18 protein-coding genes and 1 other annotated feature are annotated in these 21,609 nt (G+C 42.8%); of the genes, 4 read left to right on the forward strand and 14 right to left on the reverse strand.

Going from position 1 to position 21,609, the window contains the following annotated elements; translation table 11 throughout:
* Positions 1 to 62: 62 nt before the first annotated feature.
* A complete protein-coding gene (gene sigG / locus ACOAOT_RS10665) occupies positions 63 to 839 on the forward strand; it encodes an RNA polymerase sporulation sigma factor SigG (protein WP_104439381.1) in 777 nt (258 codons plus the stop codon).
* Positions 840 to 903: 64 nt separating this feature from the next.
* Here the strand turns inward: sigG and rsiV are convergent, their stop codons facing one another.
* The 8 genes from rsiV to ACOAOT_RS10705 all read right to left on the reverse strand — a co-directional run bounded on the left by rsiV (position 904) and on the right by ACOAOT_RS10705 (position 12,856).
* Positions 904 to 1,761, reverse strand: a complete 858-nt coding sequence (gene rsiV / locus ACOAOT_RS10670; RefSeq protein ID WP_420216952.1) for an anti-sigma-V factor RsiV — start codon at positions 1,759 to 1,761, stop codon at positions 904 to 906.
* 20 nt (positions 1,762 to 1,781) lie between these two features.
* Positions 1,782 to 2,261, reverse strand: a complete 480-nt coding sequence (locus tag ACOAOT_RS10675) for an RNA polymerase sigma factor (protein ID WP_104439382.1) — start codon at positions 2,259 to 2,261, stop codon at positions 1,782 to 1,784.
* A gap of 112 nt (positions 2,262 to 2,373) precedes the next feature.
* Complete coding sequence (gene sigE, locus ACOAOT_RS10680; protein ID WP_104438538.1) at positions 2,374 to 3,114, reverse strand: RNA polymerase sporulation sigma factor SigE; 741 nt, start codon at positions 3,112 to 3,114, stop codon at positions 2,374 to 2,376.
* Positions 3,115 to 3,143: 29 nt separating this feature from the next.
* Positions 3,144 to 3,980, reverse strand: coding sequence for a sigma-E processing peptidase SpoIIGA (locus tag ACOAOT_RS10685; protein WP_420216953.1), 837 nt, complete (start codon positions 3,978 to 3,980; stop codon positions 3,144 to 3,146).
* Positions 3,981 to 4,271: 291 nt separating this feature from the next.
* Positions 4,272 to 6,911 (reverse strand): valine--tRNA ligase, encoded by a 2,640-nt coding sequence (locus ACOAOT_RS10690; protein WP_420216954.1) that lies wholly within the window; start codon positions 6,909 to 6,911, stop codon positions 4,272 to 4,274.
* A 61-nt stretch (positions 6,912 to 6,972) separates the two neighbouring features.
* Positions 6,973 to 7,193: a binding site (T-box leader), on the reverse strand.
* A 39-nt stretch (positions 7,194 to 7,232) separates the two neighbouring features.
* Entirely contained in the window at positions 7,233 to 8,048 is an 816-nt protein-coding gene (locus ACOAOT_RS10695; protein WP_420216955.1) for a tetratricopeptide repeat protein, read from the reverse strand.
* Positions 8,045 to 9,268 carry a DUF5716 family protein gene (locus ACOAOT_RS10700; protein WP_420216956.1) on the reverse strand — a complete coding sequence of 408 codons (1,224 nt, stop codon included), beginning with the start codon at positions 9,266 to 9,268 and terminating at the stop codon, positions 8,045 to 8,047. Before ACOAOT_RS10700 ends, ACOAOT_RS10695 begins: the two co-directional genes overlap by 4 nt.
* Positions 9,269 to 9,283: 15 nt before the next feature.
* A complete protein-coding gene (locus tag ACOAOT_RS10705) occupies positions 9,284 to 12,856 on the reverse strand; it encodes a DUF5717 family protein (RefSeq protein WP_420216957.1) in 3,573 nt (1,190 codons plus the stop codon).
* A 142-nt stretch (positions 12,857 to 12,998) separates the two neighbouring features.
* Between ACOAOT_RS10705 and ACOAOT_RS10710 the strand changes: the two genes are divergently transcribed.
* From ACOAOT_RS10710 to ACOAOT_RS10720, 3 genes are read left to right on the forward strand one after another with little or no spacing between them, the layout of a single operon-like run.
* Complete coding sequence (locus tag ACOAOT_RS10710) at positions 12,999 to 14,150, forward strand: NAD(P)-dependent malic enzyme (protein ID WP_420216958.1); 1,152 nt, start codon at positions 12,999 to 13,001, stop codon at positions 14,148 to 14,150.
* A 21-nt stretch (positions 14,151 to 14,171) separates the two neighbouring features.
* On the forward strand, positions 14,172 to 14,696 hold the full coding sequence (locus tag ACOAOT_RS10715) for a DUF4364 family protein (RefSeq protein WP_170821243.1): 525 nt from the start codon (positions 14,172 to 14,174) through the stop codon (positions 14,694 to 14,696).
* Positions 14,697 to 14,733: 37 nt separating this feature from the next.
* A complete protein-coding gene (locus tag ACOAOT_RS10720; RefSeq protein WP_420216959.1) occupies positions 14,734 to 14,946 on the forward strand; it encodes a hypothetical protein in 213 nt (70 codons plus the stop codon).
* A gap of 42 nt (positions 14,947 to 14,988) precedes the next feature.
* Here ACOAOT_RS10720 and ACOAOT_RS10725 read toward each other — a convergent pair whose 3' ends face one another.
* The 6 genes from ACOAOT_RS10725 to lon form a co-directional block, all read right to left on the reverse strand.
* Positions 14,989 to 15,945, reverse strand: a complete 957-nt coding sequence (locus ACOAOT_RS10725; RefSeq protein WP_420216960.1) for a D-2-hydroxyacid dehydrogenase — start codon at positions 15,943 to 15,945, stop codon at positions 14,989 to 14,991.
* 102 nt (positions 15,946 to 16,047) lie between these two features.
* Positions 16,048 to 16,791, reverse strand: coding sequence for an amino acid ABC transporter ATP-binding protein (locus ACOAOT_RS10730; RefSeq protein WP_420216961.1), 744 nt, complete (start codon positions 16,789 to 16,791; stop codon positions 16,048 to 16,050).
* The gene (locus ACOAOT_RS10735; protein WP_185140378.1) at positions 16,792 to 17,586 is read right to left on the reverse strand and encodes an amino acid ABC transporter permease; all 795 of its coding nucleotides are present in this window, start codon (positions 17,584 to 17,586) and stop codon (positions 16,792 to 16,794) included.
* 101 nt (positions 17,587 to 17,687) lie between these two features.
* Complete coding sequence (locus ACOAOT_RS10740) at positions 17,688 to 18,566, reverse strand: transporter substrate-binding domain-containing protein (protein ID WP_420216962.1); 879 nt, start codon at positions 18,564 to 18,566, stop codon at positions 17,688 to 17,690.
* 67 nt (positions 18,567 to 18,633) lie between these two features.
* Positions 18,634 to 19,233, reverse strand: coding sequence for a ribosome biogenesis GTP-binding protein YihA/YsxC (yihA, locus tag ACOAOT_RS10745; RefSeq protein WP_420216963.1), 600 nt, complete (start codon positions 19,231 to 19,233; stop codon positions 18,634 to 18,636).
* 12 nt (positions 19,234 to 19,245) lie between these two features.
* Positions 19,246 to 21,564 (reverse strand): endopeptidase La, encoded by a 2,319-nt coding sequence (gene lon / locus ACOAOT_RS10750; RefSeq protein ID WP_420216964.1) that lies wholly within the window; start codon positions 21,562 to 21,564, stop codon positions 19,246 to 19,248.
* Between the last annotated feature and the right edge of the window lie 45 nt (positions 21,565 to 21,609).

Here is a 21,609-nt window from a genome sequence, read left to right on the forward strand (position 1 = left end):
AAAGCCCTCGAATAAGTACATCATTTCTATGTAAGAGATTAAAATGATGCGGAGGGAAAGATATGTCTGGATACAAAGTAGAGATTTGCGGCGTCAATACTTCCAAACTGCCTCTTCTGAGCAACGAAGAGAAGGAAGTTCTTTTCAAGCGGATACTTAACGGAGATAAAAAAGCCAGAGAAGATTACATCAGGGGAAACTTAAGACTGGTTCTCAGTGTAATACAGCGTTTTTCCGGCAGCAGTGAAAATGTGGACGATTTGTTTCAAATCGGCTGCATCGGTCTGATCAAGGCCATTGATAATTTTGATATCACTCAGAATGTAAGGTTTTCCACCTATGCAGTGCCTATGATTCTGGGTGAGGTACGGCGTTATCTTCGGGATAATAACTCCATCCGTGTCAGCCGTTCCCTGCGTGATACTGCTTATAAAGCGATCTACGCCAAAGAAAACCTGATGAAAAAGAACTTAAAAGAACCCACACTTATGGAAATTGCAGATGAAATAGGGGTAAGCAAGGAAGATATTACCTATGCACTTGATGCAATTCAAAGTCCGGTAAGTTTGTATGAACCGGTTTACTCGGATGGGGGAGATCCTCTGTTTGTCATGGATCAGATCAGTGATAAGAAAAACCTGGAAGAAAACTGGGTGGAGGACATCTCTTTAAACGAGGCCATGAGAAGACTTCCGGAACGGGAACGGCATATTATTGATATGCGTTTCTTTGAAGGCAAGACCCAGACGGAAGTTGCGGAAGAGATCCATATCAGTCAGGCTCAGGTCAGCCGTCTGGAAAAAAACGCTCTTAAAACCATGAAGAATTATCTTTCATAAAGCTTTATGTGTGACTCACATGGCATAAGCCCACCTTTTTAAAAGGCAGGCTTAGCTTACATAGTTAAAATTCAACTGTAGATTTCGGTATGGTAAATTCCACAGAACCCATATATCCGGGAGCTACTTCATACTCGTCAAAAACAATGACCAGTTCTCCGTTTTTATTAAAATAAAAATTCTCTTCTCCTGTAATCCGGTCAAATCCATCTCCGTCTTTTTCCTTATCAAAGTAGGTCAGTGAATCATCCTTTGCCATCTGATCTTTCATTTGTGTTTTAATACTTTCCGTTATGGCATCCTGATAACCATGTCTCTCAGCCAGTAAATCCTTAAGTGAGATTTCTTTTCCTGTTTTTTTATCAATGTTAAATATTTTAACAGACTCTGCACCACTTGCCATAACAACAGTAGTATTGATCCGAAGGGATAAATACGTTTCATTATCCGCTATTACTTCATAGGAAGAGGTAACGGAATAATGCCCGTCTCCTGCCAGATCAGCTGTCACCTGCTTTTCATATTCTTTAATCAGCTGGTTTGCATAATCTTCAATGGAACGGTTCACCTGACCGCTGTCATTGTTTCCCATTGATACCTTTGGAATATCTATTTTTGCATCGTAATTACCTTTTTCATCTTCAAAGGTTCTGAATGTCACAACTTTTGCGATTGCGCCCAAAACAGGGATATCCTCCATGGCGCTGGCTGTCACAGAGCTTAAATTAGCCATGACTCCAATGGTAAGTAATACTGCCGCAGCCGCAACTCCTGTTCTTTTCAATGATCTCATAATGATTCTCCTTCTCTTTTCTTCTTTTGCCTTTTTCATTCCCTGTTTCATGCGGTCGTATGCCGCATCGGGCACTGGTATACTAAAATATTCTTCTTTTAATTCATTCAGTCTGTCTTTGCCTTCCAAATTTACAGCCCCTTTCTTAATCAGACGTGTTCTGTTTCCAGAGTAACCCGGATCTTTTTCAGCGCACGATACAACCTGGTTTTTACCGTATTGACATTCATATTAAGTGCATCTGCGATCTCTTCCAGTTTTAAGTCTTCAAAAAATTTTAATATGACAATGGTTCGTTCCTCTTCATTTAGAAACGCAATCATCTCTTTGGGATCATCATCCTGATACTGATCCTCATGAGGAATTTCCAAATCATAAATACTTACCGTTTCATTGTTCCGCTTTCTTAAAAAATCAATGGAAGTATTGATTACAATCCTGTAAATCCAGGTGGAAAGGAGGCTTTGGTCTTTTAACTTTTTAATATCTTTCAGCACTTTATAAGCGCTTTCCTGGACAATGTCCAAAGCATCGGATTCATTTTTTGCATAGCTGTATGCCAGCCTGTAATATTTCTCATAATTGTTAAGAAGCAGACTCTCTGCCTGTTCTTCAATCTTTTGTTTCATCTCTTCCTCCTTTTTCGTCTTCTGTTTATTAGACGAATCATAAGCAGTAAAAGTTTCAGGTTTGTAAAAAAAAGAAAGACCCTTTTTGAGTCTTTCCTTATTTTAACCACATTTATTCAAATCGCACAATTTCTTTTTTCAGACGCTTCATAATCTTTTTCTCAAGTCTTGATATGTAAGATTGGGAAATGCCAAGTAAATCCGCCACTTCCTTCTGGGTCATCTCTTCCCCGTCCTCATCAGATAGACCAAACCGCAGTTCCACGATTTTGCGTTCTCTGGGGCTTAAACGGCTGATTGCTGAGTTAAGAAGGTTTCTTTCCACCTCTGTTTCTAAATCTTTATATATTACATCCTCATCTGTGCCAAGAATATCGGACAAAAGGAGCTCATTTCCATCCCAATCCACATTCAATGGCTCATCAATGGATACTTCCATTTTTGTCTTATTATTTCTTCTCAAATACATGAGTATTTCATTTTCAATGCAACGGGAAGCATAAGTAGCCAGCTTTATATTTTTAGTCGGATTAAAGGTATTAATTGCTTTAATCAATCCAATGGTACCAATGGAAATTAAATCTTCCACACCAACACTTGTATTATCAAATTTTTTAGCTATATATACCACCAGGCGGAGATTGTGTTCAATCAATTCTGATTTCGCTTTCTGATCGTCGTCTCCTCCAAGAAGTGCAATAATCTGGGCTTCTCTCTCATTGTCCAGGGGCGCTGGCAGGATATCCGCACCACCAATGTAATGGATTTCCCCCTGAGACGGCATCATCAATGTTCTAAATGTAGGAATTGCTTTAAACTGAAAACGATTTGGTACAGACACTTTTATAATCATATCGACACTCTCTCCTTTACATCAAACAATCACTCATCGTGCAGCAGCATCTGATATTCTCCGCTTGAGGACAGGGCCTTTTTGCAGACAGCAATCAGTGGCTTTTCAATTATTCTCACATCATCTCCCTGACGTACTTCCATCTCGTCTAAAAAAATACCGGGCATGACTCCGTTTGATTTCCCAACGCTTCCAAATGGAATATAGACCACTTCTGAAACGCTTTCACAGAGTTCCCGGACGGCTTCATAGGTCACAACATGGGCTGGGCGGCGGCTTACCGGCTCATAAAGGCGGTTTCCTGTATCAAGAAGAGCAGTCACCTTCTTTTCCTTTCCTCTGTAATGCATGGTGACTTCATAAAAATTACTCTTTGCTTTCCACAACCCCGGCAGCCATCGAAGCATGACCCGGATTCCAAAATAGGATCCGGCTCCCAAAAAAATCAACTGGTAAAAAGGTATGGCCTTGCCTGTATTTCCTCTAAGAATCTGTTCTATATAATAGCCAGCCATCGTATGCTGATATAGGAACTCCATAATTCCTCCTACAGCCACAGCAGCCAGATAAAGGGCTATTAATCCTTTTCCGATATCTTTGGGTCTCTTTAAGTCGAAAGCCGTCATTACCATCAGGGTACTGACTCCCAGATAAGTAACTGCCATCTCAAGCAAAACAGGCAAATATGGAAAAGCAGCGGCAAACACGGCCCACGCTGCTCCCAAAACTGCCCCCAGAATCAGCCTCCATCGGATCAGACGGTACTTCATTGCGCGTCTTACGATAGACAATACCAGAAAATCCATGGTAAAATTAATAAAGAACAATACATCTATGTACAGGTTAAGTTCCGTTGCTACGTTCACCTCCCGCCCTGTAGGAACATTATAGCCAGTTATCCATTCAGAATTTGTCAAAACCACGGAAAAAATTCCACTTTTTCATCGTCTTTTTCCAACCCCCTGTGTCACTTCCCGACAGTATTTTACAGTCCCAATCTGATATTTTTGTCTTACCCTCACTTATTTGGAAATGATCGGCAGGGCTGAGAATGATTCTAAACCAATCCCGGACAGCAAAAAAACAGCCGGACACGATTCAGTTCCGTGTTCGACTGTTTTTTCATACAAAATTATATTGTCGATTTTTTAAAAGCTTTAAGAGAGCTGGGAAAGACGTTCCTTCACCTGTTCCATCATCTGAGCATATTTCTCAAGTTTTGCTTTTTCTTCTTCGATTTTGGCCTCAGGCGCCTTGCTTACGAATTTTTCGTTGCTTAACATGGCACGCACACGGGTCAGTTCCTTTTCCAGACGTTCTTCTTCCTTTTTCAGACGGTCAATTTCTTTTTCAATATCAACCAGTTCTGCAAATGGCATATAGATGACAGCCTGATGGATCACTGCAGAAACCGCATCCTCGTCGATTCCTGACTTGTCCTTTTGTATGAACACCTCGCCAGCATAACCAAGGGTCGCAAAGAAAACTTTGCTGTGTTCAAAGATATCAAGTATTTCCTGGTTCTCAGAAACTACATATACCTTTGCCTTCTTGCTGGGAGGAACATTCATGGAGGTTCTGACATTTCGGATACCTCTTACTGCTTCCTTAATGGTTTCTACCGCCAGCTCTTCCGCTTCAAATGCATATTCTTCCCTGTATTCCGGCCAGTTTGAGATCATGATCGACTCTTCTTCCTCCTGAAGATTACAGAAAATCTCCTCCGTTAAGAACGGCATATAGGGGTGAAGAAGTTTTAAGGAGTTAATTAAAACCGTTTTTAAGGTCCATACAGCAGCATTCTTTGTGGTGTCTTCTTCATTCCACAGCCTTGGTTTCACCATCTCGATATACCAGTCACAGAATTCTTCCCAGATAAAATCATAAACTTTGGAAAGAGCAATTCCAAGCTCATATTTATCCAGATTTTCTGTCACATCCCTGGCAAGAGTATTGGCTTTTGACAAGATCCATTTATCCGCCATGGTAAGCTCAGAAAGTTCTGCCTTTGCATCAGGAGCCTTTTCAATATTCATCATGATAAAACGGGAAGCGTTCCATACTTTATTGGCAAAGTTTCTGCTTGCCTCTACCCGCTCCCAGTAAAAACGCATATCATTTCCAGGAGCGTTTCCGGTAATCAGTGTCATTCTAAGAGCGTCTGCGCCGTATTTATCGATAACCTCCAGAGGATCAATCCCATTTCCCAGGGATTTACTCATTTTTCTACCCTCGGAATCTCTTACCAGTCCATGAATCAGTACGGTGTGGAACGGAAGCTCCCCTGTCTGCTCAATTCCGGAGAATACCATACGGATTACCCAGAAGAAAATAATATCATAGCCGGTTACAAGAACGCTGGTAGGATAGAAATATTTTAAATCCTCTGTATTGTCCGGCCAGCCAAGGGTTGAGAATGGCCAGAGGGCTGAGGAAAACCAGGTATCAAGGGTATCTTCATCCTGGGTAAAGTGAGTGCCTCCGCACTTTGGACATACATCTGGTGAATCCTTGGAAACAATAATCTCATGACACTCATCACAATAAAAAGCCGGAATTCTGTGACCCCACCAAAGCTGTCTGGAAATACACCAGTCCCGGATATTTTCCAGCCAGTGAAGGTAGATCTTATCAAAACGTTCCGGAACGAATTTCAGCTTGCCGGTTTTCAATGCTTCGATTGCCGGTTTCGCCATCTCTTCCATCTTCACGAACCACTGCTGTTTTACCATTGGCTCTACTGTAGTCTTACAGCGGTCATGGGTACCAACTGCATGGGCATGGGGAACTACCTTAACCAAAAGTCCCAGTTCTTCCAAGTCCTTTACAATTGCCTTTCTGGCTTCATAACGTTCCATACCGTTATACTTGCTTCCTGCAAGACATATGGTAGCATCATCGTTCATAATTGTCAGTTCAGGCAGCTGATGTCTTCTTCCCACTTCAAAATCGTTAGGGTCATGAGCCGGAGTGATCTTAACGCATCCGGTACCAAATTCTTTGTCAACATAGGAATCTGCAATCACTGGAATCTCTCTTCCAGTCAGGGGAAGTATTAACATCTTACCAATAATGTCCTGATAACGCTCATCATCGGGATTGACTGCTACTGCCGTATCGCCTAAGAGGGTTTCCGGTCTGGTGGTTGCAATTTCCACAAATCTGCCTTCTTCACCGGCAATGGGGTAGTTTATATGCCAGAAAAAGCCATTCTGGTCTTCATGCTCTACCTCTGCATCAGAAATAGAAGTCTGACACACAGGACACCAGTTTACAATTCTGGAACCCTTATAGATAAAACCTTTTTTGTGCAACCGAATGAATACTTCCTGTACTGCCTCGGAACAACCCTCATCCATGGTAAAACGCTCTCTGTCCCAGTCAGCGGAAGATCCCATCTTGTGAAGCTGGTTAATGATTCTGCTTCCGTAATCTTTTCTCCAGTCCCAGCATTTTTCCAAAAAGCCATCCCGTCCCAGATCTGCTTTCTCAATACCCTGGGCTCTTAAGCTTTCAATTACTTTTACTTCTGTGGCAATGGCTGCATGATCCGTTCCCGGCTGCCATAAGGCCTCAAAACCCTGCATTCTCTTATAGCGGATCAGAATATCCTGCATGGTATTATCAAGGGCATGTCCCATATGAAGATGACCGGTAATATTGGGTGGGGGCATCACAATGGTAAATGGTTTCTTATCCTTATTTGGTTTGGCATGAAAATACTTTTTGTCCAGCCATTTCTGATAAAGTTTGCCTTCAATCCCTGACGGATCATAGGTTTTTTCCAACTCTTTCATAATCTACTCCTTTTGTCAGCTCGTTATTTGGGAAAACAAAAAGCCCTCTGCATCCGAAGACACAAAGGGCGTATAAACGCGGTACCACCTTTATTATGGCAGATTCTGCCATATCTTTACGGCCTTTAACGGGGCCACGCGTGAAAGCCTACTGTATATTAATCATTCAGCTTTCCAGTTCCGAAGCTACCTTCCGCAAACACTACCTTAACCGTCTTTCAGCCAGTGAACGGTTCTCTCTTTCAGGGTTATGTGCGTACTCCTCTTCATCAATACCTTTTCCTGTTATCTAGTATATGATAGAAGTTTTTTGCCGTTTTGTCAAGACATAATATTACGGTATTCCTTCTTCCACTTGGAAACCAGATCTCCTGCTCCCTGAAAACGCTTGATGGGATCTTTCTGGAATAAGTTTTCCAGCTCAAGCAGGCTTTTTGCCTTCCCTGCGTTTTCGTTTGCCACCGCCCGCTCATCTTTGCATACTTCCTTTAATTCTTCCGTCATCAAAGACAAAAAACGTTCTCCCGGCGTCACAGACGGGTTCCACTGGCTTAAGTGGCAGATCTTTTTTAATACTTCCTCATTGTTAACCAGGTCATATGATTTTTCATAGGCTCTGCATGCTTTATCCATCAGAAACAGCCGGGCATAGGCAGCACCTAAGTTATGATAGACTTTTGCGGTAAAACTGTCACTGCCCCGTTCCGCTCTTGCCATATCAAGGATTCTGATATAGATAGAAACCGCCTTGCCGTATTGATTCTTCTGAAACAGGAAATCCGCCTTTTGCTTTAACAGTTCAGACTGGGGTAATCTTCGAAATGCAGCCAGCTGCTGACGAAACCGTCCCACTTCCACCGCGGTGTAATAATCACATTCGTGAAGGATCATCGCCAGAAGCTCGTCTTCCTCTTCTCCGCTCTTCTGCCATTTTTCCAGCTTCGCTGCAAAAAAACCCATATCCAAATCTTCCCGGATAAACTCCAGCAGGCTCTCATCCACAAAGCCATCCAGTACAAGAAGGGGGTGATTATAAATCACATAACAAAGTTCCTGGGAGGAAAAAATACGTACTCCCAGATATTCAAAATAAAAAGGCCGTTTTACCGGTTCCTGCCGGCACAAAATCAGGCTCATAGCATGACCTCCTGCCTGATCACCGTATCGGTTGCAGGAAACAATTCTCCAAACCCCTTATCCTTTAATACCACCGCCATGGTTCTCTCATCCAAAAAGCCAAAGCTGATTCCCAGTCTGGTTGTCCGGTCCGGGCGGTTGGGGAATCCCTCCAGGGGTATCTTTACCAGCCTCTTTTGCTTGGGATCCATGGGTGTTACCATAAATTCCACATAATCCTGTTTGTCTACGATTAAATCAACACTGCTTTTTGCCTCATACCAGTTGTCCCCTGCTGCAGCAACTACCAGCTGACTCTCCCGTTCCTTATGAAGTACACGTAAGGATACCGTAGAATGAAGATGGCCGTCACAGATACAGATAAACGGATAAGCGCTGTTATCCTTAAGATAATCCATACCTTTAAAAGCAGCTCCTCTGGCAAACAGTTCCGGCTCCATATAAACCTTTTTTCGGGAACAGAGTACTTTCATGGAATCTTTTGCCCAGTCATGGCGTTCGAACCCTTTCCCTGTTAGAAATACAGAAGAAAAGAGTTTCTTTTGCAAAAGCCTGTCTGCACAGGAGCTTAAGATTTTATCTGCAAGCTTTCCGCCGGAAGGGGTATCTAATATATCCAGATTAAAGCTTTCTTCCAAAGCCTCATGCTCTGCAATCACCATCATTTTCCGAAGCCCTCTCTGAACCTTAAGCTCATGATAGTGAAAGGAGTCTTCTGACAAATCAAATACGCCCACCTGATTGCCCCATACTTCTTTTTTCTGGCTCAGCACATAGTAAACAAAGCTTTCTGTATGGCTGATAATATGAACCTTCTCCCGCTCAATTCCAAGGGAGTCCGCACAATACATCAGCGCATCCATCAATTTTGTATCCACTTTCTGCATGGTAATTACCAGCTCTTTAATCTCCTCACAGAAGAATTCTTCCATAGGGAGCTTCATTATCTTTTTCAAAAATAGCTTTAGTAAGTCAAGACCTTCATATTTTGTACCGCCTAGTGTTGCAGTACCGTCTTTTCTTACCATCTTTATCAGCTTGTCCACAATGATGCCTTCACCCACAAGAGTATAGGCGTATGCTTCTTCTCCTATGTACCAGGCTTCCTCATCCTTTTTCTTACAGATAACCGTAGGAATACTCCATGATTTTTCTCTGTCATGGCAGCATATCCGGGTATAGGCATCACACAGATCAAGCCCTATTATCAGTCCGTCCATTGACATCCCCTTATCTTACATCAGTGAAAATATTTCTTCTGCAGCAGCATTCTTCTTTAAATACTCCTGCATCCGTTTTTTAAGCCCCGTCTCGTCCTTCAGATTGAGAGACAGGCTCATTTCGTTTAAGCAGGCATATCTGCTGTCCGAATCTTCCGGTGTCACGCCTGCCTCGCAGCTGACGCTTCCCTCTTCCTTTAATACCCATTCCTCATCAACCAGTTCTTTTACCCGGTATTCCATGATTTCGCCTTCAAACAGTATCTTCTGTTTTACGAAAACACCCTGATACATACGGGTTATATCCTCACTGTGATATTCTTCTTCATCAGGAAGAATCCGGATCTCAAGTTCTATTTTAGAATCCCGCTCTGCACAGTGGGAAATCATGGCCTTATCCATGATATCCTCTGGCATGGCCATATATTTCGCCAGCTTTTTATAGTATGGAAATACCAGACGTTCTTCCAGTAAAAGGGATACCATGCTTTTTAACAATTCTTTCTGCTCTTCATCAATGGCCGGCAGCTGAGAATAATATCTGGTCAGAGCCAGTAAATAGATGGTTGGAAAACGGCCTTTCTGAGCCGCCGTCTGTATGATCCCTTCCAGATACGAAAATACCCACTCTTCCGGCTCTTTCTCATTCATAAAATAGTCGGTGCACTTTATGGTAAAATATGCTTTTACAATGCTCTCACCCGGCTCTTTTCTGCTTTGGTACAGATGAAAAACCTTATCAAGTCTTAAGGTGTCTCCGCTGAACATCATCTGTGCGGACAGACGTTCTTCCAAGTCATAGGTTTCCACATGAAGAGAGACTCCCTGCAGCAGAATCCGGTACATCTGGCTGCTGAGACCATTATAATGTTCACACAGGTAATCCAGAAGAACACTGTCGTTCTCCTCTTCTAAAAAAGCAGTATATGCCAGATGGAGTAAAAGCCCATCCTCACGGAAGAGATTCTTAAGAATCATCTCCGTGCAAAGCTTATGAAGCTGTTTGGAACTAATTCCTTCGGCGCCGAAATCCCGGATCATTTTATAAGCTTCTTCCATGTGATTGTTGCGGATCAGCGTATCACAGACTCCGGCCCGTTCCTGCCTGGTAAGTACCTTTTTATCAAGCTTTAATAAGTATCCGGCTCCCTCTCCCTGTTCCGGCCCGGTTTCTGACTGCTTCTGATAATATTCAATGACTCTTGAGAGCAGCAGCTTCTGGTAAAACGGCCGCAGATTGGGATCTTCCAGTGTGCTTTCCAGAATCTGAACCTCTTTTGCATCTTTCGCTCCGTCAGCCAGAATCTGATCACAAACGCGAAGCCGAAGCATGGAATGCTTTGGATACAATTCAAAGCACCGTTCTTCCAGCTCGGTCCGTTCCATCACCGGATCCTTCTTATATGGAATGTTGGCGTACCGGTTTCCATAGGCATCCTGGAAAAGCAGAATGCTGTGTTCGGAAAACAGGGGTACATAGGCAACTCCGTCATTTAAAAGAAATGCATCTTCCTGTGTCATCTCTTCATAGCAGACAATTACATATTTCATTTTTTTATTGCTGCATTCCACACGGTAAGAGCGCAGAATAGAAGGAAGCACTTTTGCCATGGATAAATCCACTACTTCCTTTAATAAAATACGCTCATAGATGGCAGCCAGGTAATTATCAATTCTGGATTCAAAAAGCTGTTCTGTGGCAAATTTTTCAATGACCCGTTCATAAGCCTGATAAAGAGGATCAACCGGCTCTAAATATACGAGAACATTCTTATATAAAACACTTCTGCTGTAAAGATCCAGTTCGCTTCCACCATAGGAAAAATAAAGAAGCACTTCCTTAGGAAGCAGATAGCAATAGTTTTTTGGCAATGCATAAATATAGTATTCATAAAGCCTGGTCAGGCTGATTCCCGCTCTGATTCCCTTCTCATACCAGGAAAAGGCCTCCAAGTTACGGCACTCCCCTTTGATTAACAGGGAACAGATGGCTTCTAACACCTCTTTTTCAGATGTCTCTTTGTACAGTCTGCAAAGCATCCGGTAATGCAGCCGGTTATAATGCTTGGCTGTGAGAGTGAGTCTGCAGATCTGCGTGATCAGCCCTTTCTCTATCATGCCTTTTCCTGCAGAGGAAAACAGGATCTGAAGTTCCATGGGACCAATGGCACGCATCAGGTCCGGAGCGCTGTTTAAAACACGGCATCCCCACACATAGAAAAAGGGGCTTCTTACCCCTGCTTCATATTGACGCTTGAGGATTGCCAGTAATGCAGGAGGATTCTCAAGCAGCCGGCTGTCTGATTTTGTCAGAAGTCCAAACAGATAAAACAGATGCTGATCTTCTTCCAAATATTTCTTCATCAGACGGACTAAAGATTCCCTCTGGTATTCATCGGGCTGGATCTCAAGTCTTAAATACTGGTAATAACAGTAAATCTCTTTCTTTTCCTGTCTTTGTGAAAGAATCTCATCCCGGCTTTCATCGAGGAAAAGGGCAGCTTCTGATTTCTCTCCGGCAAACAGACGGCACTGCGCACGAAGCAGTTTAATAAGGCCTGACTCTCCCTTCATCAGTTCGATTTCATCCAGTGCCTTCTCCATCTCTTTGCACAGGGAATCAGCCGGTTCTTTCCCTGTCTCTGCTTCCAGGCGGAGCCGCAAAAATCGGCCGAATGCCTCTTTTGCAAAGGCGTCCTCCGCCGATATTCCTCCTCCGGGGTTACATACCGATGTTACTGGTATTAAAAAGCACTCTTCCACTCCGTTTATCTGAATTCTGCCATAATTTTCTCCCTGATGCATACGATCCGGGTGTACAAGAAAGGGCAGCTCATATCTGTCATCTTCAAAATCCTGCTCGCCAATAGTCTTCTTTGGCAGCTCTATAAAATCACAGTCTGTCGTCACTTCCAGATTGATATAGCCCCAGCTGCTTCGCTTTAACTCAACCCAGTCTTTAACAACATCCTCCAGTTGTCCATATCTGCGTTCTGCGGTATCCACCGATAGTTCAACCGGCTTTTTTACCTTTAACGCTACAAGAAACTCTTCCAGTTCCTTTCTTCTGTCAGGCCGGCCCTTTAATCCGTCATAAATTGCCCTTACGTGAAGGTCTTTCATAAACGGGGCCGTAACAAAATCGCGGTACTCAAATAAGCGAAGAGCCGTATCCATATCTTTTTTTGCAGTATCTGCAAAATTCTCTGCTGTCGTTAAATCACTCAGTGCTTTCCCTGACGTGCCAAGCTCTACCCGAAACGAATAAGGGACTTCCTTCTCGCCGCCATTGGTAACCAGATAAAAAGATCCCTTAATTACGTCCCCATCTTCCATGAAACTACTGTTAATCTCATAGACAAGATGGTTGTATGTACCTCCAAACGACCCGCTTATCATACGAACGCGGTAATCAGAGGAATATGCAAGCCCTTTTATATGCAGGTTATTCTCACTGGTAACGACAAGTTCCCGTCTCGTGGCTCCGCCTGAACGCACCACATCATCAATTCCCGATGGGGTAACCTTTATCTTTGGAATTTCTGAATCAATGATGCCCTTTGCCAGCCTGTTGATTCGTTCTCTCATAGTACCACCTGTATCTTCAATTTCATTATGTTTTTCATTTGCTTCATTTGAATTACTCTATATTCTAACATATTTTCTATTGATTTAAAACCCTAAAATTGGTATGATAAATAAAAACTGTTGAAAAAAGGACAAACTCATTATGACAACCAACGAGAAAGCATTATTGCTTCATGAAAAATGGGGCGGAAAGCTGGAAATCACTTCCAAAGCAGCAGTAAAAAGCAGGGAAGATTTAGCCCTTGCCTACACCCCCGGAGTAGCAGAGCCATGTAAGGTAATCGCGGACAATCCGGAAGCTGCCTATCAATATACCATAAAGTCCAACACCATTGCTGTTGTATCCGATGGCAGCGCTGTTTTAGGACTTGGTAATATCGGACCACTTGCAGCCATGCCGGTTATGGAAGGAAAAGCCGTATTATTTAAAGAATTCGGGGGAGTCAATGCCATTCCCATCTGTTTAGACACACAGGATACAGAAGAAATCATTAAAACCGTCGTTGCCATTGCTCCTGCTTTTGGCGGAATTAATCTGGAAGATATTTCAGCGCCAAGATGCTTTGAGATCGAAGAGCGGTTAAAGAAGCTGCTTTCCATTCCAGTCTTTCACGACGACCAGCACGGGACTGCCATTGTAGTTCTTGCCGGAGTGATCAATGCCCTGAAAGTAACAGGGAAAAAGAAAGAGGACTGCCGTGTGGTAGTAAACGGCGCAGGCTCTGCCGGTATTGCTATTACCAGACTTCTGCTGTCTTACGGATTTTTGCATATCGTCCTTTGCGACCGGGCCGGTATCCTTTTTAAAGGAATGGAGGGCTTAAACTGGATGCAGGAAAAGATGATGGATTGTACCAACCTGGAAGGTCAGACAGGAAACCTGGCTGATGCCATGAAGGGTGCCGATGTTTTTATCGGAGTATCAGCTCCGGGGATTGTAACAGAAGAGATGGTCTCTTCCATGAATTCTGATTCCATTCTTTTTGCCATGGCTAACCCGGTACCTGAGATCATGCCGGATCTGGCAAAAAAGGCCGGCGCCAGAGTTGTTGGTACAGGAAGATCTGATTTCCCTAATCAGGTCAATAACGTAGTAGTTTTCCCAGGTATTTTTAAAGGTGCACTGGAGGGAAGGGCTGCTGCCATTACAGAAGAGATGAAGCTTGCTGCTGCTGAGGCCATTGCCGGTCTGGTAGCGCCTTCGGAAATAAATGAAGACAATATCCTGCCTGAGGCTTTTGATCCCCGTGTGGCAGATATTGTCAGCCGGGCGGTAAAAGACCATATCCGGTAATAGAAAGATGGAGGTTATCCGATGCTCTCAGAACCTATGACACTATATAAGCTGATGATTCTATACATGCTGAAGCAGGTAAACTTTCCCCTGACCAGTGCACAATTATCTAACTTTTTTCTGGAGCATGAGTATACCACATATTTTACGTTAAATCAGGCATTGAATGAACTGTTAGAGGCAAGACTACTGCATGTGGAGACCAATCACAACAGCAGCCGGTATGACATTACCAGAGAAGGGGAAGAGACTCTTTCCTTCTTTGGCAATAAGATATCACCGGCCATTGTCCATGACATGGATGAATATCTCAAAGAAAACAAGTTCCGTCTCCGCAACGAAGTTGGTGTAACAGCAGATTACTATAAATCCACAGCCCAGGATTACATTGTTCACTGCGAAGTAAGGGAAGGTAAGAACTGTCTGATTAATCTGGAACTATCTGTCCCGGATAAAGATCAGGCAGAAATCATGTGTGACCACTGGAAGTTAAAAAGTCAGGAAATTTATGCATTTGCCATGAAATCATTGATGAGCGGATCTTAGAAATGCTGTCATTAGACATTAGTAAGGGGGAATTCGTTTGAAAAAAGTTCCGGTAAAAAAAACATGGTATCATTCTATATCAGACCATTATCAGACTTTAAAATTACAGCACAAAAAGAAGATGTTCCGGCTAAAAGCCAAGTTGTTTCTCACTGTTTTTCTGCCATTTCTGATTCTGGTGCTGGGAGCCGAAGTGCTCCGTACATTCTTACGGATCAAGATACGTGACATTTTTTCCCGTAATGATTAAAAGGACTGATCACATAAGGCGGCTGTCATCAGCCGCCTCTTTTTACCTGATTCGATTTCTTTCCTCTCCTCGAAGGTAAGAAACCATGTTTTCGTACACTTCATACAGACACCTTCTTCTGGCCTCAACCGTAGCCCAGGCGATGTGAGGAGTAATGATCAGTTTTGTACTGTCTTTGATCTTAAGAAGGGGATTATCCGGAAGTATAGGTTCTGCACTGATTACATCCAGTCCTGCCCCCGCGATTTCTCCTGTTTCCAGAGCTTTTAAAAGTGCTTCTTCTCTTATGATATTTCCCCTTCCCAGATTCAAAAGAACAGCAGTTTTTTTCATCTTCTTCAATGCATCTTCATCAATTAAATATTCTGTAGCAGGATTTAACGGGGCATGTATGGATATGATATCTGACTCATTTAATAAAGCATCAAATTCAACCCGCTCCCAGAGAGAATTACTGTTATTACCGGAGGTGGAATAATAGATTACGTGGCAGCCAAAGGCTTCTGCCACCTTTGCCACTCCTCTTCCAATCTCTCCAAGTCCGATAATGCCCCAGGTTTTTCCGTAAAGTTCATTGAATTTTATATCAAAGTTACTGAATATATCACTGGCTGCGTACTCTCCCGACTTTACAAACTGATCGTAATAAGAAAGCTTCTCATATACATAAAACAACAATGCAAAGGTATGCTGTATCACAGACTGGGTGGAATATCCTTTAACATTGGTGACTGCGATGTTCCTTTTTCTGACATAATCAAAGTCAACAGTATTGGTTCCTGTAGCTGTCAGGCAGATGAGTTTTACATGCCGGGCATACTTTAGGGTTTCCTCATTCATAGGAATCTTATTTACCACAATTACATCTGCATCCTTTACACGCTCCTGATTATATTCTGGCTCTGATTTATTATATTTTACCACCTCTCCCAGATTATAAAACGGTGTATAATCCACATCATCTCCCATAGTATCCGTTTCCATAAAGACAATTCTCATATGTACCCCCTATTTGTTATCTACTTTTTGTTACCAGTATATCAAAAAGGAGCCTGCTCCACAACTGATCATTCAGTTATTTTGCGACAGCTCCGTCTGCTTCTAACCCTGCATAAAACGGGTTAAAAATTCCTTTGTTGAGTTTTTCTGAGGATTACCAAATATATCTGCTGGTGCTCCCTCTTCTTCAATCACACCACCCGCCATATAAACCACATGATTAGACACATCTCTTGCAAACGCCATCTCATGGGTTACGATGATCATGGTGAGTCCTTCCTTTGCAAGCGTTCTCATAACTGCAAGAACTTCTCCAACCATCTGGGGATCCAGTGCGGAAGTGGGTTCGTCAAAAAGAAGAACCTCCGGTTCCATGGCAAGTGCTCTTGCAATGGCTACCCTCTGCTTCTGACCACCTGAAAGCTGTCTTGGCTTTGCATTGATATAAGGCGCCATTCCAACCTTCTCTAAAAACATCATGGCTTTCTTTCTGGCTTCTTCCTTATCTTTCATTAAAACCTTCACCTGACCAACCATACAGTTTTCCAGCACAGTCATATTATTAAAGAGATTAAAATTCTGAAATACCATGCCAACACGGGTACGGTATTCGGGAACATTCATCTTTCTGTCTGTAATATCCACATCATGATATAAAATCTCTCCGGTAGTGGGTGTTTCCAAAAGATTGATGCAGCGCAAAAGAGTGGATTTTCCTGAGCCGGATGCTCCGATGATACAGGTCACATCTTTGGCATTTACATTGAAATCAATATCTCTTAATACTACATTGGTTCCAAATGTCTTGCTTAAATGACGAATTTTTAACACATTGCTTTCAGCCATTTATTTATCCTCCTTCTCTTTCGGGTCCGGAAATTTCACCATTCCACTGGTATAAGCCAAGGTATCTGTTGTAGCCAGATCGTAGCTGTCCGGCCCATCCATCTTTTTCTCCCAGTGCCGGAGAATTCTGGAACAGGTAAAGGTCAGGACAAAGTAAATGACCATGGTGATGGTAAATGCTTCAAAATACGTATAGTAAGCTCCTGCCACACCCTTTGTCGCATAAAACAGCTCGACGACTCCGATCACAGAAAGTACACAGGTATCCTTAATATTAATAATTAAGTTATTGCCAATCTGAGGCATGATATTACGAAGCGCCTGTGGCATGATAACATTTAACATGGTCTGGTAATGGGTCATACCAATGGCCTTTGCTCCCTCTGTCTGGCCCGGATCAATAGAAAGGATTCCACCTCTGACCGTCTCTGCCATATAGGCTCCTGTGTTGATTGAGACTATAAAATAGGATGCAAATACAATGGACATATTAATTCCAAAAAGTGCGGAAGATCCATAAAAAATAAACATGGCCTGAACCATCATGGGGGTTCCGCGGAATACCTCTACATATACATTTAATATAAATTTAATTCCTTTAATCAGTATCTTTTTAAACAGATTATCCTGCTTTGATTCCGGAGTGGTCTGAATAATTCCTACTGCAAATCCGATTACACATCCGATCAATGTGCCTACAATGGCGATCGCCATTGTCTTGCCAGCCCCTGCTAAGAAGGACGGACCATAATTTTGCAGAATAAATACCATTCTTCCAAAAAAATCTGACGGCAAAGACATATATTACCCTCTCCCTTTCACAGCTTGGTTAAAACAGAACAAGGGGCACGGAAAAACTCCCATCCCGTGCCTGCAAGCTCCGATTCATCTTATTATTATTTTGAAAGCGGCTGTACTTTAATTGCCTCTTCCATCATCTTGTTAAAATCGTCCTTGGTCATCTTGCCAAGTACTCCGTTTATGGCATCTTTTAATTCAGCATTGCCTTTTTTAACAGAGACACCAATATTAATATCCTCATCAGAAACCTTGAACTCACCATCTGTACCTGTGAAATCAAGAAGTTTGAAATCAGGATATGCAATTAAAGCTGCCTGACCAGTTGGCTTATCAGTTACAACCACGTCACATCTTCCAGAACTTAAAGAAACAAGCATAGCAGGAGCGGATTCCTGAGCCGGCTGAATATCAGCGTCGGGAATCTGTGGAAGACAGTTATCATACCAGATGGTGTTTAACTGGGATGTAGCAACTGCACCCTTTAAGTCAGCAACACTCTTTGCATTCTCATACTTACCACCGGCTTTTACCAAAGCTACGATGGTTGCAAAATAATAAGGATTTGTGAAATCAACGGACTGCATACGCTCTGCAGTAACGGATTGTCCTGCGATGACACAATCAACCTTTCCAGATTGAACAGCAGGAACTAAAGAATCCCAGTCCAGCTTTACAATCTCCAGGTTATAGCCCAGCTCGTCCGCAATCTTTTTCGCCATCATTACATCATAACCATATGCATAATCTGAGCTTCCAGAGATCTTCACTGCTCCGTTTGCATCGGTTGGCTGAGTCCAGTTGTAAGGAGCATAGCTGCACTCCATGGCAACTTTTAATACTTTTTTGTCTCCTGCTTCTTTTCCTGTACCGGAAGTGCCCGCTGTGGAGTTACCGCCTGCACAGGCAGTCAATGCTGCCGCTGCCAGAGCTGCTGCCATGAGAGTTGATACAATTTTCTTCATAGTTTTTTTCATAACTGTTTTCTCCTCTTTCTGCTATAATGAACTCTATGTAATAAATAGGTTCATTATAAAAAGATTTTTACTCCTTGTCAAGACTATTTACAGATTCATCGATCAAATCCCAGATTTCTTCTCTGCCCTGTTTTGTCTCCGCTGAAAACGGAATTACAGTCACATCTGCTCCGATTCCCAGTCCGGTCCGCACTACTTTTAATGCCTTTGCAACCTGACTTCGTTTCAGCTTATCTAACTTGGTGGCAATAATAACCGGCTGATATCCATTACTAATGATCCAGTCGTACATGGTTTTATCATTATCTGATGGCTCGTGACGGATATCAATCAGCAGAAACACACATTTCAGCATAGGCGAATTATGAAGATAATTTTCAATCATCTTTCCCCATTTTGCTTTTACTTCTACGGATACCTTTGCATAACCATATCCGGGAAGATCCACATAATACAGGGAATCATTAATATTGTAAAAATTAATGGTCTGTGTTTTACCTGGAGAGGATGAAGTTCTTGCAAAGGACTTCCGGTTCATAAGTGCATTGATGAGAGAGGATTTGCCCACGTTTGACTTACCTGCAAATGCAAATTCCGGTTTTGTGTTCTCCGGAAGCTTGCTGGTAATTCCGCATACAGTCTCCAGTTCTACGGTTTTAATAATCATGTAATTTCCTTTCTATTCCTGGACGAAAGCCTCTTTTAATACTTCGGGCATTTCCTTTACAAATACAATTGTAAGGCCTTCTGTAATCTCTTCTGATAATTCTGCGATATCCGGACGGTTTTTATCCGGAACCAGAACTTTTTTCACATGTGCCATACGTGCAGCAAGAATTTTCTCCTTTAAGCCTCCGATTGGAAGAACCCGGCCTCTTAAGGTTATCTCTCCTGTCATGGCAACGGTTGCACATACCTTCCTGTTGATAGCCGCAGAAAGCATGGCAGTTGCCATGGTAATTCCTGCTGAGGGCCCATCCTTTGGAACTGCTCCCTCCGGGATATGAAGATGAATATCGTGTTTCTCAAAATAATCATCAGGCACATGATATTCCGGTCCTATGGACCTGACATAGCTTAATGCAGTCTGTGCCGACTCCTTCATAACATCTCCCATTTGTCCTGTGGTCTGAAGGGTTCCTTTGCCAGGCATTACATTTACTTCAATCTGCAGAGTATCTCCGCCTACACTGGTCCATGCAAGGCCTCTCACAATTCCTACCTGGTCTTCGTCGTTAACATTGTTATAGGATACTTTTTCTTTCCCTAAGTATTTTTCCAGCTGACACTCTGTCACCTCAATGACATGGCTTTTGTCTTCCAGGAATTCTCTGGCTGCCTTTCTGAAAACAGAACTGATCCGCCGCTCTAAGTTTCTGACTCCGGCTTCTCTGGTATAATTGTGTATGATCTTTTCAATCGCCTGATCCGTTATGGTAACGGGCTTTCCCGTTAGACCATTTCGTTCCTGCTGCTTTTTCACCAGATAGTTTTTGGCAATATGGAATTTTTCATTCTCAGTATAACTGTTTATTTCAATCACTTCCATTCGGTCAAGAAGAGGTCCGGGAATGGTTGTTATGGTATTGGCTGTTGCAAGAAAGAGAACATTGGATAAATCAATGGGAAGTTCGATATAATGGTCTCTGAATTTTACATTCTGTTCACTGTCAAGCACTTCTAACAGTGCGGAAGAGGTATCGCCTTTATAGTCACTGCTGACTTTGTCAATTTCATCAAGAAGCATCAGCGGGTTGTTTACACCTGCCTGTTTGACAGCCTCTGCAATTCTGCCAGGCATAGCGCCCACATATGTTTTTCTATGTCCTCTGATCTCCGCCTCATCCCGGATACCTCCCAGGCTGATTCTTACATATTCTTTATTCAGCGCTTTTGCTACAGATCTTGCAATGGAAGTCTTTCCTGTTCCAGGAGGTCCAACCAGACATAAAATGGGACTGGTTCCTTTTTTTGTAAGAATCCGGACTGCTAAATATTCCAGAATCCGTTCTTTTACTTTTTCCAGGCCATAATGTTCTTCATCCAGAACCTGCTGTGCGTGAACGATGCTGTTGTTATCCTTTGACATCTTCTTCCATGGAAAATCAAGAACTGTATCCAGATACATCCGTACAACATTGGCTTCCTGGCTTCCTCCCGGCATGGATTTAAAGCGGTCGATTTCTTTTTGAATCTTTTCCTTTATTTCTTTGTCTGCTTTTAATGCTTTCAGACGTTTGGCATATTCATCACTGTCAGAAAGCGGATTATCTTCTCCCAGCTCTTCCCGGATCACTTTCATCTGCTCTCTTAAAATGTAATCCTTCTGATTTTTGTCAATCCGTTCCTTCACATGGGCCTGTAATTCCTTTTTCACCTTAGTCACTTCTATTTCAGTAATCAGGTGTTTCATAACCAGAGCATACCGTTCTTCCAGAAGTACACTTTCAAGCACCTGCTGACGAAGGCGGTAATCCCAGGACAGCTGAACTGCAACCTGATCAAGAAGTTCCCCCAGCTCCGGAATAACCAGCAATCCAGGGACCACTTCCTTAGCGATCCTTTGATTTTCTTTGCCATAGGCTTCCAGTTTTTCTTTCACAATCTCAGCCATTGCCTGTATGGTAACCGGATCTAATATATCCATTGGCACCTGAAGTTCTTCAATCTCGCCTATAAGAAGAGGTTCTTCACTTTCAAGAGTCAGAAGCTCTGTCCGCTCCAGGCCCTCTACCATGACACGGATCACGTTATTGGGAAGCTTCACCAGCTGTTTGATTAAAGCAACCGTTCCTACCTGATATAAGTCTTCTATTCCAGGATCGGTTTCTTCCGGATTTCTCTGGGTTACCAGGCATACCTTCTGATCCCCTACCATGGCTTTTTCAACCGCCGCGATAGATTTCTCACGGCTGATATCAAAGTGCAGCATCATTTTGGGTAGAACAGTCATACCTCTCAGGGCAATAACCGGCATTGTAATTGTCTTATCTACCATTTGGTTCTCTCCTTTGCATTCAAAAAGGTGTTCCAGCAGATTGAT

Source organism: Lacrimispora struthionigena, from assembly GCF_048627165.1.
Lineage (GTDB): Bacteria > Bacillota > Clostridia > Lachnospirales > Lachnospiraceae > Lacrimispora.